This window comes from Kineosporia sp. A_224 (genome assembly GCF_002198655.1).
Classification (GTDB): domain Bacteria; phylum Actinomycetota; class Actinomycetes; order Actinomycetales; family Kineosporiaceae; genus R-H-3.
On the sequence record NZ_MWLN01000133.1, the window covers coordinates 47,060 to 62,892 of the forward strand.

A 15,833-nucleotide genomic window follows, 5' to 3' on the forward strand; every position below is an offset into this window, starting at 1 on the left:
GAGCGTCAGGCTGCCATTCGACTCCCGCCCCACGGACGGCGCAACCGACCGGACGTCCCGACCTCCCCTGCGGCGGCTACCGCAGGGTGACCGTCGTGAGCACGCCCCGGTGGTCCGTGCCGGGGACGGTGACCGTCGAGACGTCCGACGCCGCGAGGGTTCTCGTCGTCACGAGCACGTGGTCGAGGCGCATGACCGGCGGGAAGGACCGGTCGGCCGGCCAGGTGAGCCCGGGCCAGGCGCCGCCCGTCACCCCGGCCGCGTCGGCGGCGTCCGTGAGACCGGTGCCGAGCAGAGCGCGGAACGGCGCGTGGTCGAGCGTCGCGTTGTAGTCGCCCCCGAGGATCTGCGGCTCGGCACCGGCGGCCCGCACCTCGTCGGCGAACAGGCCGAGGTCCCGCTCCCACCAGGCCGGCTGGAGCGGCGGGTGCGGGTGCGCCGCAGTGACGACGACCGTCCGCCCGGGCGCGACCGTGAGCCGGGCGCGCGGCGCGCGGAACGTCGTCCCGGCGACCGGGTCGAGCGCTTCGGCGGGCAGCCGGGTCCACAGGCCCGACCCGCTCGCCCCGCCCTCGGCCGCGAGGCTCGAGGTCGGCAGCACGGTCTCCAGCCCCGCCGCGCGCAGCTCCGACACCGCGCCCGGGGTGAGCTCGACCGCGAGGAGCACGTCGACCCGCTCACGACGGACGACGTCGACGACGACGGCCGGGTCCGCCTGGCCGAACTCGAGGTTGAGGGCGAGCACCCGGACCGTCTCCGGTACGAGGGTCACCCCGCCCGGCCCCGAGGCACCGGCCACCGGGGCACCCCGGTCCGGGACGACGGACGGCGCGACCCACGCGGTGTGCACCCCGAGCGTCACGACCGCGAGGCCGCCGACGAGCAGTGCCGCGCGCCGCCGTCCGGACGCCCGGCCCAGCCGCAGGGCCACGGCCGCGAGCAGCACCGCGACCGCGAGCACGGGGAGCGTCCACGGCACGAGCGCGGCGAGCAGCGCCCGGTACGGCCCGCCCGTGCCGCCGCGCAGACGTTCGACGGTGACAGGCAGGCTGCCCAGCCAGCCGAGAGTGGCGAGCACGAGCGCGGTCCGCCGGGCGAGAACGACCCCGCCCGCGCGGCCCGGTCGAACCAGGGGCCTGCGCGGGCGGGGGTCGGACACGGGCTCGGTCAGTCCATGAGGTCGGAGTAGAGGATCGTCGACAGGTAGCGCTCGCCGAACGACGGGATGATCACGACGATGAGCTTGCCGGCGTTCTCCGGCCGCTTCGCGAGCTGCGTCGCGCCCCAGAGCGCGGCACCGGACGAGATGCCGACGAGCAGACCCTCCTCCTTGGCGGCGCGGCGGGCGTACGCGACGGCCTCCTCGGTGGGGGCGTCGAGGACCTCGTCGTAGACGGTGCGGTCGAGGATCTCCGGCACGAAGTTCGCGCCGATGCCCTGGATCGGGTGCCCCGCCGGCTGCCCGCCGTTGAGGATCGGCGACGCGAGCGGCTCGACGGCGACGACCTGGACGCCCGGCTTGCGCGCCTTGAGCACCTGGCCGACGCCGGTCAGGGTGCCGCCGGTGCCGATGCCCGCGACGAAGATGTCGACCTTGCCGTCGGTGTCGGCCCAGATCTCCTCGGCCGTCGTCGTGCGGTGGATCTCGGGGTTCGCGGCGTTCGCGAACTGGCGCACGAGGACGGCGCCCTGCTCGCGGCCGATCTCCTCGGCCTTCGCGACCGCGCCCTTCATGCCCTCGGGGGCCGGTGTGAGGACGAGCTCGGCGCCGTAGGCGCGCAGCAGCGCGCGACGCTCCTTGCTCATCGACTCGGGCATCGTGAGGACGACCTTGTACCCGCGCGCCGCACCGACCATGGCGAGCGCGATGCCGGTGTTGCCGGACGTCGCCTCGACGATCGTGCCGCCGGGCTTGAGCTCACCGGAGGCCTCGGCCGCGTCGATCATGGACGCGCCGATGCGGTCCTTGACGCTGCTCGACGGGTTGTAGAACTCGAGCTTCCCCACGACGGTCGCCTCGGCGCCGTCCGTGATCCGGTTGAGCCTGACGAGCGGGGTCCGCCCGATGAGCTGGGTGACGTCGTCGTAGATCGGCATCGATGCTTCTCCGCTTGTGGTCGACGGCCGGGCGGTCCAGCCCGGACGAGTGGGGACGGGGCCAGGGCGGGCACCCCGGTGGGCAGGGGTCCGCCCTGTGAACCTACTCCGCGCGCGCCTTGTTCCCGCAGTTCAGGCGCGCATCGTCCACAATATGGACCGATGTGGTCAGGATGCACCCGTTCGGCGGACACGTCCCGTGCACGCGGGCGGCCGGGGCCGATAAGCGGACGACGCACCGCCCCGTCCGCTGCCACGATCGAGCCGTGCTCCTGACGATCACCGCCTCCGCGAACGAGGCGCTCCCGGACGCGACGGACCTGGGCTACCTGCTGCACAAGCACCCCGGCCGGGCGCAGTCGTTCGGGGTCGCCTCGGGGACGGTGCACGTCGTGTACCCGGAGGCCGCCGCGGCGCGCTGCACGGCGGCCCTCGTGCTCGAGGTGGACCCGGTCGCCCTCGTGCGCGGCCGGCCCGGCTCGGGCCGGCGACGCTCCGCCCCGGGCGGCGACGGCACCCTCGCCCAGTACGTCAACGACCGGCCGTACGCGGCAGGCTCGCTCCTCGCGGTCGCGCTCGGGCAGGTCTTCCGGACGGCGCTCGCGGGGCGCTGCGACCTGCGCCCGGATGCCGCGGCGGCGCCGCTCGTGCTCGAGGTCACCGTGCCGGTCGTGCCGTGCCGCGGCGGGGCCGACCTCGCGGAGCGGCTCTTCGCCCCGCTCGGCTGGACCGTCGAGGCCCGGCCGCTGCCGCTCGACGAGGAGTTCCCCGAGTGGGGCGACTCCCGCTACGTCGCGCTGCGGCTCACCGGCACCGTCCGGCTCGCCGAGGCGCTCAACCACCTCTACGTGCTCCTGCCGGTGCTCGACGACGCGAAGCACTACTGGGTCGCGGCCGACGAGGTCGACAAGCTCGTGCGCGCCGGTACGGGCTGGCTCGCGACGCACCCCGAGCGGGGCCTGATCACCCGCCGGTACCTGCGCCGGCGGCACGCGTTCGTCCGGACGGCGCTGCAGCAGCTCGCGATCGAGAGGCTCGCCGACGCCGACGACACGGACGTCGACGACGTCGACAACGCCGTCCCGGTCGAGGAGGTGGCCGAGGTCGAGGAGGTGACGGCGTCCGAGGAACCGGCGGCCGAGGCCGTCACGCCCGAGGACGTCACGACCGAGGCCGTCACGACCGGGGACGCGCCCGACGCCGAACGGGTGCCACCGCCGCTCGCGAAGCAGCGGATCGCTGCGGTGGTCGACGCGCTGCGGACAGCGGGGGCGTCGTCCGTGCTCGACCTCGGCTGCGGCGAGGGGGCACTGCTCGGCGCCCTGCTCGCCGACCGGTCGTTCACCCGGGTCGTCGGCGCCGACGTCTCGTACCTCGCGCTGCAGGTCGCCGCGCGCCGGCTCCGGCTCGACCGGATGCCCGAGCGCACCCGGGACCGGCTCGAGCTCGTGCAGACGGCGCTCACCTACCGGGACGCCCGGCTCGCCGGGTTCGACGCGGCCGTCCTCATGGAGGTCGTCGAGCACGTCGACCCGCCGCGGCTGCCTGCGCTCGAGGCGGCCGTCTTCGGGGCCGCACGACCGCGCACGGTCGTCGTCACGACGCCGAACGTCGAGTGGAACGTCCGCTACGGGCTCGAACCGGGGCACCTGCGGCACCGGGACCACCGGTTCGAGTGGACCCGCGAGGAGTTCCGGCACTGGGCGGACGGCGTGGCGCAGCGGCACGGGTACGCCGTGACCGTCACCGGGGTCGGCCAGGACGACGAGGAGGTCGGGCGACCGACGCAGCTGGGGGTGTTCGCACGATGAGCGAGGAGACGCCGGAGCCGGTGGAGAAGGTGCTCGAGATCCCGCAGGTGGCGCTCGTCGTCCTCGTCGGCGCGTCCGGCTCCGGGAAGTCGACGTTCGCGGCCCGCTGCTTCGCCCCGACGCAGGTGCTGTCGAGCGACCACTACCGCGGCGTCGTCGCGGACGACGAGAACGACCAGACCGCGTCGACGGACGCCTTCGAGGCACTGCACCACGTCGTCGGCATCCGGCTGCGGCGCGGGCTGCTCACGGTCGTCGACGCGACGAACGTCCAGGAGCACGCGCGCGCGAGCCTGGTGAAGCTGGCGCGCGAGCACGACGTCCTGCCGGTCGCCGTCGTCCTCGACGTGCCGGTCGCGGAGTGCGTGCGCCGCAACGAGTCCCGCCCGGACCGCGACTTCGGCGCGCACGTCGTCAAGCGGCACGCGGCCGCGCTGCGCCGCAGCCTCCCGCGGCTGCAGCGCGAGGGCTTCCGGATCGTCCACGTGCTCCGGGGCGCCGACGAGGTCGCGGCGGCGCACGTGCGGTTCACCCGGATGCTCAACGACCACCGCGAGCTCACCGGCCCGTTCGACGTCGTCGGCGACGTCCACGGCTGCCGCGGCGAGCTCGAGACGCTGTTGACGACGCTGGGGTACGGGCTGCGCCGGGACGACGAGGGCCGGGCCGTCGGCGCGACCCCGCCGCCGGGGCGGACCGCGGTGTTCGTCGGCGACCTCGTCGACCGCGGCCCGGACACCCCGGGCGTGCTGCGGCTCGTCATGGGCATGGTCTCGGCGGGCGAGGCGCTCTGCGTGCCGGGCAACCACGAGAACAAGCTCATCCGCGCGCTGCGCGGGCGCAACGTCAAGGTCTCGCACGGGCTCGCCGAGTCGCTCGACCAGCTCGGGCGCGAGACGCCGGAGTTCCGGGCCGCGGCCGAGGCGTTCATGGACGGGCTCGTGTCGCACCTCGTGCTCGACGAGGGCCGCCTCGTCGTCTCGCACGCGGGGCTCAAGGAGGCCTACCACGGGCGCGCGTCCGGGCGGGTCCGCTCGTTCGCGCTCTACGGCGACACCACCGGCGAGACCGACGAGTACGGCCTGCCGGTGCGCTACCCGTGGGCGAAGGAGTACCGCGGCCGGGCCACGGTGCTCTACGGCCACACCCCGACGGCGACGCCGGAGTGGGTCAACAACACCCTGTGCCTCGACACCGGCTGCGTCTTCGGCGGTGCGCTCACGGCGCTGCGCTACCCGGAGCGGGAGATCGTCGCGGTGCCGGCCGAGCGCGAGTGGTACGCGCCGGTCCGCCCGCTCGACGCGGACCAGGAAGCGGCTGCAGGAGGCTTTGCTCTGCCATCACCAGCGAGCCAAACCCAGGACGCCAGGCCGAGCGGGCCTGGCTCGCTCCTGCTGGCAGAGCAAACCACGCGCGCAGCGGCACCCGGCAGGGGCGGGGCGCAGCACGCGGACGGGCTCGACCTGACCGACGTCCTGCCCGACGGCCCGGTGCGGGTCCTCGAGACGGCGCACCACGGGCGGGTGTCCGTGCGCGCGGAGAACGCCGCCGCGGCGCTCGAGGTCATGAGCCGGTTCGCGATCGACCCGCGTCCGCTGCTCTACCTGCCGCCGACGATGGCGCCGTGCGCCACCTCGACGCTGCCGGACGTGCTCGAGCACCCGGCCGAGGCGTTCGCCGCCTACGCCGACGACGGCGTCGTCGAGGTCGTGTGCGAGGAGAAGCACATGGGGTCGCGGGCCGTCGTGCTCCTGGCCCGGACGCCGGACGTCGCGCGGCGGCGCTTCGGGCTGGGCGCGGTTCCTGACGGCGGGGNCGGACGGCGGGGCGGACGGCGGGGCATCCGGCGCCGTCTGGACCCGGACCGGCCGGGCGTTCCTCGACGACGACCTCACGGCCGCCCTCGTCGACCGGCTGCGCGCCGCCGCCGACGCGACCGACCTCTGGACGGCGGTCGGCGGGGGCGACGACGACGCCGACTGGGTGCTGCTCGACGCCGAGGTCATGCCGTGGTCGGCGAAGGCGCTGGAACTGCTGCGGCGGCAGTACGCCGCCGTCGGTGCCGCCGGGCGGGCGGCCCTGCCGGCGACCCTCGACGTGCTCGGATCCGTTGCGGCACGGGGGATCGACGTCGGCGACCTGCTCGCCCGCACACAGGCGCGCAGCACCGACGTCGACGCCTTCACGGCGGCCTACCGGCGGTACTGCTGGCCGACCGAAGGGCTGTCGGGGCTGCGCGTCGCGCCGTTCCAGGTGCTCGCCGCCGGGCTCGCCGACGAGACGGCGGCCCCGCCGGCGCGGGCGTTCCACACCCGGCACCACCTGTGGCACCTCGGGATCGCCGACACGCTCGTCGCCGCCGACCCGGGTCTCGTCGCCCCGACGCGGCGGCTCGTCGTCCGCACGGACGACGCGACGTCGGTCGCGGCGGGCGTGGCCTGGTGGGAGGAGCTCACCGGCGCGGGCGGCGAGGGCATGGTCGTCAAGCCGGTCGCGAACCTCGTCCGCGGCCCGAAGGGGATCGTCCAGCCGGGCGTCAAGGTCCGCGGCCGGGAGTACCTGCGGATCATCTACGGCCCGGAGTACACCGAGCCGGCGAACCTCGAGCGGCTGCGGCGGCGGAGCCTGGGGCACAAGCGCTCCCTCGCGCTGCGCGAGTACGCGCTCGGCCTGGAGGCCCTGGAGCGGACGGCGCGCGGCGAGCCGCTGTGGCGGGTCCACGAGTGCGTCTTCGCCGTGCTCGCGTGCGAGTCGGAGCCGGTCGACCCACGGCTGTGAGGGCGCACCGCCCATGCTGCAGCATCTTCGGCCGCGGTGAGACGCCTTGCGGCGCAACGGGTCAGACCCGTTCGCTCGTGACCTCGACCGTGGCGGGCCGCAGCGGCGACAGCACCGGCCACTCCGGCCGGCCGCTCACCTGGGCCACCCAGCCGCTCGCGGCGCGCTCGCCGTCCTGCACCCACGACGACTCGAAGCGGCCGAGCGCGGTGAGCGTCGGGTCGACGTCGTAGGTCAGCCGGACGTCGAGCTGGAGGTACTCGTCGTGCCCGACGAGCGAGATCTCGCCCGGCGCCGCGACGACCTGGCGGCTCAGCACGAGGCAGAACTGCGAGCGACCGCCGCGGTGGTAGGTGCCCCACTGGTAGAGCAGGGCGTCGGCCTCGAGCCCGTCGGCGGCGCGCATCCGGACCGCGGCGAAGTCCGCGAAGGTCTCCCACGCCGTCCAGGCGGTGAACCGGTCCGTGGTCAGGCCACGGGCCCGGACGCAGCCGGCAAAGACGCCGGCGAGGTCGGCGGGGGTGCGGACCGTCGCGCTCGAGACGGTGCTCGTCGGCGTCCGGGTGCTCACGGGGGCGACGCTACTGGACGGCACCCCGCCCGGAGCGCAGTTGAGGGCTTTGCGCGGTGCCGCGCGCGGCGTCCGCGGCGCTCACGCCGTCCGTCGCCAGCCAGTCGAGGACGACGTCGCGCGTCCAGTCCGGCGCCTCGAGCTGGGGGACGTGGCCGATGTCGTGCGCGACCTCGAACCGCCACGCGGGGTTGGCCTTCGCGGCCTCCCGGGCCGAGGCGATGGAGACGAGCCGGTCCCGGTCGCCGTGGATGAGCAGGACCGGACCGGTGTAGCGACGCAGCATCGCCGTGTGGGCCCGGCGGCGGGCGAGCAGCCAGACGAGCGAGCGGGTCGCGGTGACGAACTCCGCCTCCATCTCGGCGTACTGCTTGCGGGTCTTGGCGAGGTGGATGTGCTCGCGCAGCACCGCCTTCGGCACCCGGGAGGGGTCGACGCAGCACAGCCGCAGGGTGTCCATCGCGAGCTGCTCCGCGGTGCGGACGCGCTTGCGACCGGCGATGACGGCCTTGCCGAGGCCCGGGGTGAAGTAGGCGGCGAACATCCCGGTCGTCAACGGGTCCGGCTTGGCCCGCAGCGAGACGGGCAGTGCCGGGTCGACGAGCACGAGGCCGGCGACGAGGTCCGGGCGCTGCGCCGCGACGAGATTGCTGATGAGGCCGCCCATCGAGTTGCCGACGAGCACCGCGGGGGCGCCGGCGACCTCCTCGAGGAACCGGACGACGAGACGGGCGTTCGCCTGGACGGACGTCGAGCGGCCGGCGCCCGGGGTGTGCCCGAACCCGGCGAGGTCGAGCGCGACGACCCGGCAGGTCTTCGCGAGGTCGGGGGCCACCGCCGCCCAGTTGACGTGCGAGCCGCCGAGGCCGTGCACGCAGACGAGGAGCGGGCCGTCGTCGGGGCCGCCGAAGTCGATCCAGTGCACCGGTCCGTCGAGGTCGACCCACTGGGACGCCGGCAGCTCCACGCTCATTCCGCCAGCGTGCGTCCGGGCCTGGTGCGTGTCAATCGAGCGCGGGGCGTCGCGCGCGTGCCGGGCCGCGGCGTCCGCACGGCGGGACGCCGGGTGCCAGGTACGTCACATCGGGCGTACGGTCGCGGCCATGGAACAGCTCACGGGACTGGACGCCGCGTTCCTCGCCCTGGACACCCCGCGGACGACGGGACACGTCGGCAGCATCCAGGTCGTCGAGGCCCTCGACGCGGCGGGCGAGCGGGTGACCCTCGACCGGCTGACCGCCGTCGTCGGCGACCGGCTGCACCTCGTGCCGCCGATGCGGCGCAAGATCGTCGAGGTGCCGCTCGGCCTCGGGCAGCCGTTCTGGGTCGAGGACGCGGACTTCGACCTCGAGTTCCACGTGCGCGAGCTCGCGCTGCCGGCGCCCGGCAGCATGCACCAGCTCACCGAGCAGGTCGCCCGGATCCACGCCCGGACCCTCGACCGGTCCCGCCCGCTGTGGGAGATCTACCTCATCCACGGTCTCGAGGGGGACCGGGCGGCGATCTACTCCAAGGTCCACCACGCGATGATCGACGGCGTCGGCGGGCAGGAGATCGCCGCCGCGCTGCTCGACCTGAGCCCCGAGGGCCGCGAGATCCCACCGGCCCCGCCCTGGGACCCGGACCCGGCACCCGGTTCGCTGACGCTGCTCGCCAAGGCCGCGGCGTCCCTGGCCACCGTCCCCACGACGGCGGGCCGGTTCGCGGCCGACGTCGCGCGCTCGGCCCCCGCGCTGCTGTCCATCGCGCTGCCGCGGCTGCCCGGCGTCGACCTCGTGTCGGCGGTCGCGAACCGGCTCGCCGAGGAGGCGTCCGGCTCCGGGCTCGGTGCGGTCCTGCCCGGCGGCCTCGGGATCGGGGACGGCGGCCTGCTCGAGCACGTCCCGGGCCGCGCGCCCGCGACCCCGTTCAATCGCAACGTGTCCGCGCACCGCCGGATCGCGCTGCGCTCGGTGCCGCTCGACGTCGTCAAGGCCGTGAAGTCCGCGGCCGGGATGACCGTCAACGACGTCGTCCTCGCGATGTGCGCCGGTGCGCTGCGGCGCTGGCTGTCGACCCACGACGCGCTGCCCGAGGACCCGCTCGTCGCCGCGGTGCCGGTGTCGGTGCGGACGTCCGCGGCGCAGGGGGCCAAGAGCGGCGACGGCACGTTCGGCAACCGGGTCTCGCTCATGCTCGCCGTCCTGCCGACCGACGAGCCCGACCCGCTGACCCGGATGCGCGTCGCGCACGAGGCGACGTCGGTCGCGAAATACCAGCACGACGCGCTCTCGGCGAACCTGCTCGCCGACGCCTACCAGTTCACGATGCCGGCCCTCATGGGTCTGACGATGCGGGCCAACGCCCGGCTGCGGGTGCTCGAGCGGGCCAGCCTGTTCAACCTCTTCGTCTCCAACGTGCCCGGCCCGTCGGTGCCGCTCTACCTCGCCGGGCACCGGCTGCTCGCGAGCTACCCGGTCTCCGCGATCGCCGACGGGCAGGGCCTCAACATCACGGTGCTCTCCTACCTCGGCGACCTGCACTTCGGGCTCACCGCGGACCGCGACCTCGTGCCCGACCTCGACGTGCTCGCCGGGTACCTCGCCGAGGAGCTCGAGGAACTCGCCCGGGCCACCGGGGTCGCCGGGGCGGTCGAGCGCGCCGTGGGCGAGGCGGACGGGACGCCGCGCGGTACGGCCCGGCGGCCGGCCCGGGCGGCGGGTCGCCGCTGCACCCGGACTACGTGGACGCCTACTACGGCAGCACTCCTCCCCCGCAGCCCCGGGCCCGCCACGGCCGCACGCGGACCCGCCCCGGCACGCCCGACGCCGGCGCCACCCGCGACGCGGACCACCGGGTCATAGACCTCACCGCGGTCGAGCCGGCGCTCACCGCCGGTGAGCTCGCGGACTGGGTCCGCCGGCTGGAGGCAGGCCGATGACGCGGGCGACGCCACCCGGGCGGCAGGCGTTCCTCGCCTCGGGCAGGGGCCGGACGGCGCTGGTCGGGGGTGCCGTCCTGGCCGTCTTCGCGGCGGGCGTCGGGGTCGGCGCCCTGTTCGACGGCGGGCCGGACGCCGCTGTCGTGGCGGTCCGTGACCCGTCGCCGTCCGCGGCGGGGTCGGCGTCGGACCCGGTGGGCGAGACCCGTTCGCAGCCGCCGACGGTCGAGCGCGCGGGCCCTTCGACCGCCTCCGGTGTCAGCACGTCCGGCGCCGCGGCAGCCGCGGACGGCGGCGCCGCCCCGTCGGCGGGCGCACCGAAGGCGCCGGTGCCGCGGTTCGACTGCCCGGTGACCGGGACCAGGGCCTCCTCCGCGGCCCAGCTCACCGCCGCCCTCGCCGGTGCCTCCCCCGGGGACGCCATCCTGCTCGCGGACGGCGTCTACACCGGTGCGTTCGTCGCGACCGCCACGGCGGGTGCGGATGCGCCGATCTACCTGTGCGGCGGGCGGTCCGCGGTCCTCGACGGCGGGTCGACGTCCGGCGGGTACGTGCTGCACCTCGACGGCGCGACGGGCTGGCGGGTCGCCGGTCTCACCGTCCGCAACGGCCAGAAGGGGATCATGGTCGACGGCGGCCGGGGCAACGCGCTCCAGGACCTGCTCGTCGAGGAGACCGGCGACGAGGCCGTCCACCTGCGCCGGCAGAGCACCGGGAACATCGTGCGCGGCCTGACGATCCGGCGCACCGGCCTGCGCAAGGAGAAGTTCGGCGAGGGGGTCTACGTCGGCTCCGCCGAGAGCAACTGGTGCGACGTCAACGGGTGCGACCCCGACCGCAGCGACGGCAACTTCGTGCTGGACAACCGGATCGGGCCGACGACCGCCGAGAGCGTCGACGTCAAGGAGGGCACGACCGGCGGTGTCGTCGCGGGCAACGTCCTCGACGGCAGCGGGCTCGTCGGCGCCGACTCGTGGGTCGACGTCAAGGGCAACGGCTGGGTCGTCACCGGCAACCGCGGCACGCGCTCCCCGACCGACGGGTTCCAGACCCACGTCGTCGCCGACGGCTGGGGCCGGGACAACACCTTCAGCCGCAACGTCGCAGACCTCGCGGGCGGCAGCGGCGTCGGGTACTACCTGCACAAGGACGTCCCGAACACCGTGAGCTGCACCAACACGGTCACCGGCGCGACCGGCGGGCTGTCCAACCGGCCCTGCACCTGACGCGCGGATCACCCGTTCCCCTAGGCAGGGTCGACGCACCTCCGCACCATCACCACCGACAACCCAAATGATCACAACAGTGACGTCGACGCGCGCTCCGACGACACGGACGACCCCTGAGGGTTGAGCGCGACGCGAGCACCGGGGTGGACGCGTCCTGCTGGCGTGAACGGACCGTGTCGGGCGCGCGGACTGGGGCCAGTGCGGCCGCCCCCGCGCATCGGCCCATGGCGGTTGCCATGGAGAACCAGGGATGCTGGCGGAGCGTGGCAGCGGCACCCTGGCCCGGGTGGGCGACCGGCAGCCCGTGGATAGTCAGCATCCCTCAAGAGACGACGTGCCATCGCCGGACCCTGTCCGCGTGGTCAGGGTGGTCAGGGTCCGGGGGTGTCCCCCTGCGGTGACGGCGATGGACAAGCCGATCTCCAGTGGACCGAGGTTGTGCACGGTCAGGCTCACGGGTCGGTCGGGAGCAGCCACTTCACTCCGCGCGAAGGGTCCAGTGGGTCGGCGGGAGAGACCGGCAGCGAGGCATCGCTGGAACGGCGCTGGGTGGAGCGCCTGGAGCTCGGACAGGGCCAGACACTCCCGCAGACCGCACAGAACCCGCCGCTGGGATCATGGACGATCTTGCGTGCTCGCAGTGCCGGATTGTCCCGCCTGCGAGGTGGCCGAGGGCCTGACGCGCACGGATCCCACGGCGCGCGCCGGTCTGGAAGCGGAGTGGTCTCGGCGGGTCCTGCAGCATGACGCATCCGCACAGCATCCGGTACCGATGCTGAACGGTTCCTCACCATCAGGTCAACGTTGCGTCAACGGGGACTACCCCTGTAAGGCTGCCGAGTCGCGTTTTGGGGCGGTCCCGCTGCCGCATGGGGTGAGTTCCCCGCAGCTGGTGGGCTGGGTGATCGGCCTGGCCGGCCCGGCCTGGCTGAGGCGTGTGAATGCCTTCCCGGGGGTGGTGCCGCTAGCCGCAGCCATCAGGTGCGGGCGCAGTCGCTCGACGAGCGTCTCCGGAGCGGGTCCGGCCGCTGTAGCCGTGCCGCGCGCAGAACGTCTGTCGCCATCCTGACTGGTCCGACCCGGTCCGACCCCGCCAGCCTGCTCCGGAGTCGGGTTGTCGCGCAGGAACGCCAGGGTGATGTCACGGTCGAGGCTGGAGAACAGGTGCAGTACGCCCCTGAGGTGTGCCCGGAGTGCGGTGCCCGCGTCGAGCCGAGGACCGTTCTCGCGTTCGACCCGAGGCTGCGCGAGGTGACGATCGCCCGGGCACACAACGGCCGGGTGGTAGGCCTGGACGACGGCGCAGCTGGTTCTCCACGTCGCGCCGGTTCCAGACCAGTCGTTCCCGGTCACGAGTCGGTGCACGCAGCTCGGCCAGCAGCGGCGAAGGTACCGCGAGCGGCCTCCAGTGCTCGTGCTGATGACGCAGGGAGTCGGCCAGGACCAACGCGTCGCAGGTGTCGGACTTGGTCGGTGCTATCGGTGCGTCACCACCCGTGGGCGCCCGGATCGCATGCTGGGACAACAGAACCGGCCTTTCTCGGTCAGGCAACCGACCGGCCCGGCCGCCAAGGGAACCTCATCACGGCTCTCGAAGTGCGACTCCCCGGTGGCCGCCGCTGGCCGGAACCGGACTGACGCCGCAGGGGGCCGCGAACGCGGCGGCGCTGTGCAGCCTTTGGCTGCGTCGACGCACGGCCGGAGCTGGCGCATCGTTCTTCCAGGGTCAGGAGGCCGTGCTGGTCGTCGGCTTGGGGGTCGGGGCCTTGGACGTCGTCGTGGTCTTCGCTGGTGTCGACGTGCTCGTCCTGGATGTGGTCCTGGTCGCTCGCGGTGCCGTGGCGGTCGTCTTGAGTGGTGTCGTTCGCGTACTCGTCGGCTTCGGTGGCCTCGTCGAGGAAGTGCCGGGAGGCGGCGTCTTGGTCTTCCCGGTCCCGCGCATCGGGGTGCCCTTCGCCGGCCATTTGCACTTGACCACGCTGACGGCATCCAGGGGGACGAGGACATCGCCGTCGACGACCTGGACCTTGGTCTTTCGGCTGTGGTCGGCGCGCGCGGCCGGGCCGCCGGCCCGGGCCGCCTGGATGGCCGCAAGGGTCTTCTCGTCCAGGCGTACGCACCTGTCGGGCTTGCCCTTGTGGGACGGCGCGTCCTTGTCCCGGTTCTCGTCCCCCGCGGGCTTCTTGTCACCGTCGTCGGACGGCGGTGACGATGACCCCGAACTCGCCAACGCCACCGTCGGATCGCCGCCGGCGGCTAGGGCGGTGGCGGCACCACCGGCCGCGAACACTCCTGCGGCAAGACTACCGACCGCGATGAGCACCCCACCGCTTCGGGGCCGGAACGCGTGCGGTGCTGGCTGCCGGTACGTCGATTGATTCGGGGCGGCGCCACCGAATATCTCTGCGGAGAGGGTCTCGTGCTGGTTGAGCGGCGCGGTCGGCGGCGCGGTCGGCGGCAGGCCTGTGCTGCCGAACCGGCTCCGCGGGACCGAACGGTTCCGGTCGTCGGGGCGGCTGTGGCCGTCGGAGTCGAAGGGCTTGTCGAAGATCGAACCTGTCATGCGCAGGACGTTCGCGGAACGTGCCTAAAGCCCCGGTCAGCCATCCGTCAAGGCCCCGTCAACCTTCTCTCCAAGGGTCGAGGGGCCCGGGAGGCCGCGGACGTGTCAGCGAGGTCGAGGAAGGTCGGTGCTGCCCGGGGCGGGCGCGGGGCGCGGATCTGGTCGGGGATCTGGTTCGGGGTCGTGGGGGCCGTGGATCCGGTTGCGGCCGGCTCGTTTGGCGGTCAGGAGGGCCTGGTCGGCGGTGGTGATGGCTGTGGCGAGGGGGGTGTCGTCGGGGACGACGGCGATGCCGATGCTTGCTGTGGTCATCGGTTCGAGGCTGGTGTTCGCGGCCTGCTCGAAGGTGCCGCGGATCCGTTCGGCGACGGCCAGCGCTGCCGGACGGGTGGCGCCAGGGAGCAGGATGAGGAACTCCTCGCCGCCGTATCGGGCGACCAGGTCCGTGGGTCTGGTGCACTGCCCGAGGATGCGCGCCGCGGCCCGGATCGCGCGGTCGCCGGCGTCGTGGCCGTGAATATCGTTGAGAGCCTTGAAGTGATCGAGGTCGAGCATGAATGCGGCGTAGCTGCCGCTCCCGGGCAGGCGGTGGCGGGCCTTGTCGAGTGCGCTGCGCCGGTTCAGCAGCCCCGTCAGCGGGTCGGTATCGGCCTGGGCCTGGGTCCGGTCGAACGTGCGGCGGGTCCCGATGCCCGCGCCGGCCTGGCCGGCAAGCATCCGGAGCTGGTCGACGCGGTCGTCTGTGAGCTGGGCGGGATCCGGGGACGTCACATGCAGCACGCCGAGCGGGCGGCCCATCGAGGTGACGGGCAGGCAGGCGGCTGAGGCCGCGGGGACGGGGCGAGCCAGCAGGTGCGGACAGGCGTTCACAGCGTCGGCGTCGGTGAAGACCCGGGTTCGGCCGCTGACGATGGCCGGGCACGACCAGGGCGACTGCACCGGGCACCCCGGGGCCGGCAGGGCCGGTTCCCGGTCCCTCGCCTCGGGCGGCGTCGCCGGCACCGCGGGTAGGGCGGATGGGGCGGGTCGCTGCCGGGGAACGTCGGGCGACCGGGGTGAGGTCATGACCTGTGTCAGGTGTGCTGCCAGCAGCAGCTCGCTGTGCCCGTCCGGGGCGAGGATGGCCGACGGCGGGACGAACCGGTGGACCGTCCACTGGGACGACAACTCGATCACCGAGACCGCGTTCACCGTGGAGCGGAGCACGGACGACGGCGCCACCTGGGTGGCCGTCGACACCGTGGCCTCACCGCTCGACGCGGCGAACATCCACCAGACCCGGTCGATGCCGGACCCGGCCTCCACCGCTGACGTCGGGACGAGCGGCAGGTGCTGGAGGTGTCGGGCAAGGTCGTCGCGCTGACTCACCGCGAGCTGCTGCTCGTCGGCTACCTCATGCGCCACCCCGGCGAGGTGTGCAGCCGCGACGAGCTGCTCTCCAGCGTCTGGGGCTGCGACGACCTCAGCAGCAACGTCGTCGACGTCACCGTCCGGCGGGTCCGGGGCAAGATACCCCTGCCGGTGATCGAGACCGTCCGCAACATCGGCTACCTCTTCACGACGCCCTGACGCACAGACAGGCCTGGACGTCTCCTCCCGGCCATCACCGGGTTCCGCGGATCAGCGGCCCGGGGGCGGCGCGGCAGCGGGCACCTGCGCAACGCCCTCCGACCCCTGCGCCTCTCGACGCGCCCGGGAACGGCTGCCGGCCACGGCATGATCGTGCCAGTCGGGGCCCGTTGACCGGGCGACACCGGCGGCCTACAGCGTCGACCGCCGCGGCGGCCTCGGATCCGGTGACGGCCTCGGATCCGGTGACGGCCTCGGATCCGGTGACGGCCTCGGATCCGGTGACGACCTCGGA

12 protein-coding genes and 1 pseudogene are annotated in these 15,833 nt (G+C 74.1%); 6 read left to right on the forward strand and 7 right to left on the reverse strand.

The genetic code is table 11. From position 1 onward, the window contains the following. Nucleotides 1–76 precede the first annotated feature (76 nt). Together EDJALFJO_RS12045 and cysK are read right to left on the reverse strand one after the other, a co-directional pair. Complete coding sequence (locus tag EDJALFJO_RS12045; RefSeq protein ID WP_143448525.1) at nucleotides 77–1,159, reverse strand: endonuclease/exonuclease/phosphatase family protein; 1,083 nt, start codon at nucleotides 1,157–1,159, stop codon at nucleotides 77–79. Between the two features lie 8 nt (nucleotides 1,160–1,167). Beyond that, nucleotides 1,168–2,097 (reverse strand): cysteine synthase A, encoded by a 930-nt coding sequence (gene cysK / locus EDJALFJO_RS12050; RefSeq protein WP_088285479.1) that lies wholly within the window; start codon nucleotides 2,095–2,097, stop codon nucleotides 1,168–1,170. A gap of 266 nt (nucleotides 2,098–2,363) precedes the next feature. Between cysK and EDJALFJO_RS12055 the strand changes: the two genes are divergently transcribed. The 3 genes and pseudogenes from EDJALFJO_RS12055 to EDJALFJO_RS35545 all read left to right on the forward strand — a co-directional run. Then, nucleotides 2,364–3,908: a 3' terminal RNA ribose 2'-O-methyltransferase Hen1 gene (locus tag EDJALFJO_RS12055; protein ID WP_088285481.1), complete on the forward strand. Its 1,545-nt coding sequence runs from the start codon at nucleotides 2,364–2,366 to the stop codon at nucleotides 3,906–3,908. After that, nucleotides 3,905–5,723 (forward strand): AAA family ATPase (locus EDJALFJO_RS35540; RefSeq protein ID WP_158220416.1); only part of this gene is annotated, 1,819 nt, incomplete at its 3' end. The genes EDJALFJO_RS12055 and EDJALFJO_RS35540, both read left to right, overlap by 4 nt. A 1-nt stretch (nucleotide 5,724) precedes the next feature. Then, nucleotides 5,725–6,686 (forward strand): annotated as a pseudogene (locus tag EDJALFJO_RS35545) (polynucleotide kinase-phosphatase); the annotation flags it as partial. Between the two features lie 61 nt (nucleotides 6,687–6,747). Here the strand turns inward: EDJALFJO_RS35545 and EDJALFJO_RS35550 are convergent. Both EDJALFJO_RS35550 and EDJALFJO_RS12065 read right to left on the reverse strand, forming a co-directional pair. Further along, nucleotides 6,748–7,257 (reverse strand): hypothetical protein, encoded by a 510-nt coding sequence (locus tag EDJALFJO_RS35550; RefSeq protein WP_143448526.1) that lies wholly within the window; start codon nucleotides 7,255–7,257, stop codon nucleotides 6,748–6,750. A 10-nt stretch (nucleotides 7,258–7,267) separates the two neighbouring features. Further along, nucleotides 7,268–8,230, reverse strand: coding sequence for an alpha/beta fold hydrolase (locus EDJALFJO_RS12065; protein ID WP_088285483.1), 963 nt, complete (start codon nucleotides 8,228–8,230; stop codon nucleotides 7,268–7,270). 130 nt (nucleotides 8,231–8,360) lie between these two features. Between EDJALFJO_RS12065 and EDJALFJO_RS12070 the strand changes: the two genes are divergently transcribed. Continuing rightward, the gene (locus EDJALFJO_RS12070) at nucleotides 8,361–10,100 is read left to right on the forward strand and encodes a wax ester/triacylglycerol synthase family O-acyltransferase (RefSeq protein WP_088285485.1); all 1,740 of its coding nucleotides are present in this window, start codon (nucleotides 8,361–8,363) and stop codon (nucleotides 10,098–10,100) included. 73 nt (nucleotides 10,101–10,173) lie between these two features. Continuing rightward, the gene (locus EDJALFJO_RS12075; protein WP_088285487.1) at nucleotides 10,174–11,403 is read left to right on the forward strand and encodes a hypothetical protein; all 1,230 of its coding nucleotides are present in this window, start codon (nucleotides 10,174–10,176) and stop codon (nucleotides 11,401–11,403) included. Nucleotides 11,404–12,547: 1,144 nt separating this feature from the next. On the opposite strand, the gene EDJALFJO_RS36395 is transcribed toward EDJALFJO_RS12075, so the two are convergent. The 3 genes from EDJALFJO_RS36395 to EDJALFJO_RS12090 form a co-directional block, all read right to left on the reverse strand. Further along, nucleotides 12,548–12,958 (reverse strand): transposase, encoded by a 411-nt coding sequence (locus EDJALFJO_RS36395; RefSeq protein ID WP_088285489.1) that lies wholly within the window; start codon nucleotides 12,956–12,958, stop codon nucleotides 12,548–12,550. A 174-nt stretch (nucleotides 12,959–13,132) separates the two neighbouring features. Further along, nucleotides 13,133–13,969, reverse strand: coding sequence for a hypothetical protein (locus tag EDJALFJO_RS33485; RefSeq protein ID WP_143448527.1), 837 nt, complete (start codon nucleotides 13,967–13,969; stop codon nucleotides 13,133–13,135). Nucleotides 13,970–14,074: 105 nt separating this feature from the next. Beyond that, nucleotides 14,075–15,160, reverse strand: a complete 1,086-nt coding sequence (locus tag EDJALFJO_RS12090; RefSeq protein ID WP_143448528.1) for a diguanylate cyclase domain-containing protein — start codon at nucleotides 15,158–15,160, stop codon at nucleotides 14,075–14,077. Nucleotides 15,161–15,298: 138 nt separating this feature from the next. On the opposite strand from EDJALFJO_RS12090, the gene EDJALFJO_RS12095 reads away from it, so the two are divergent. Next, nucleotides 15,299–15,538: a helix-turn-helix domain-containing protein gene (locus tag EDJALFJO_RS12095; RefSeq protein ID WP_088285495.1), complete on the forward strand. Its 240-nt coding sequence runs from the start codon at nucleotides 15,299–15,301 to the stop codon at nucleotides 15,536–15,538. Nucleotides 15,539–15,833 lie beyond the last annotated feature (295 nt).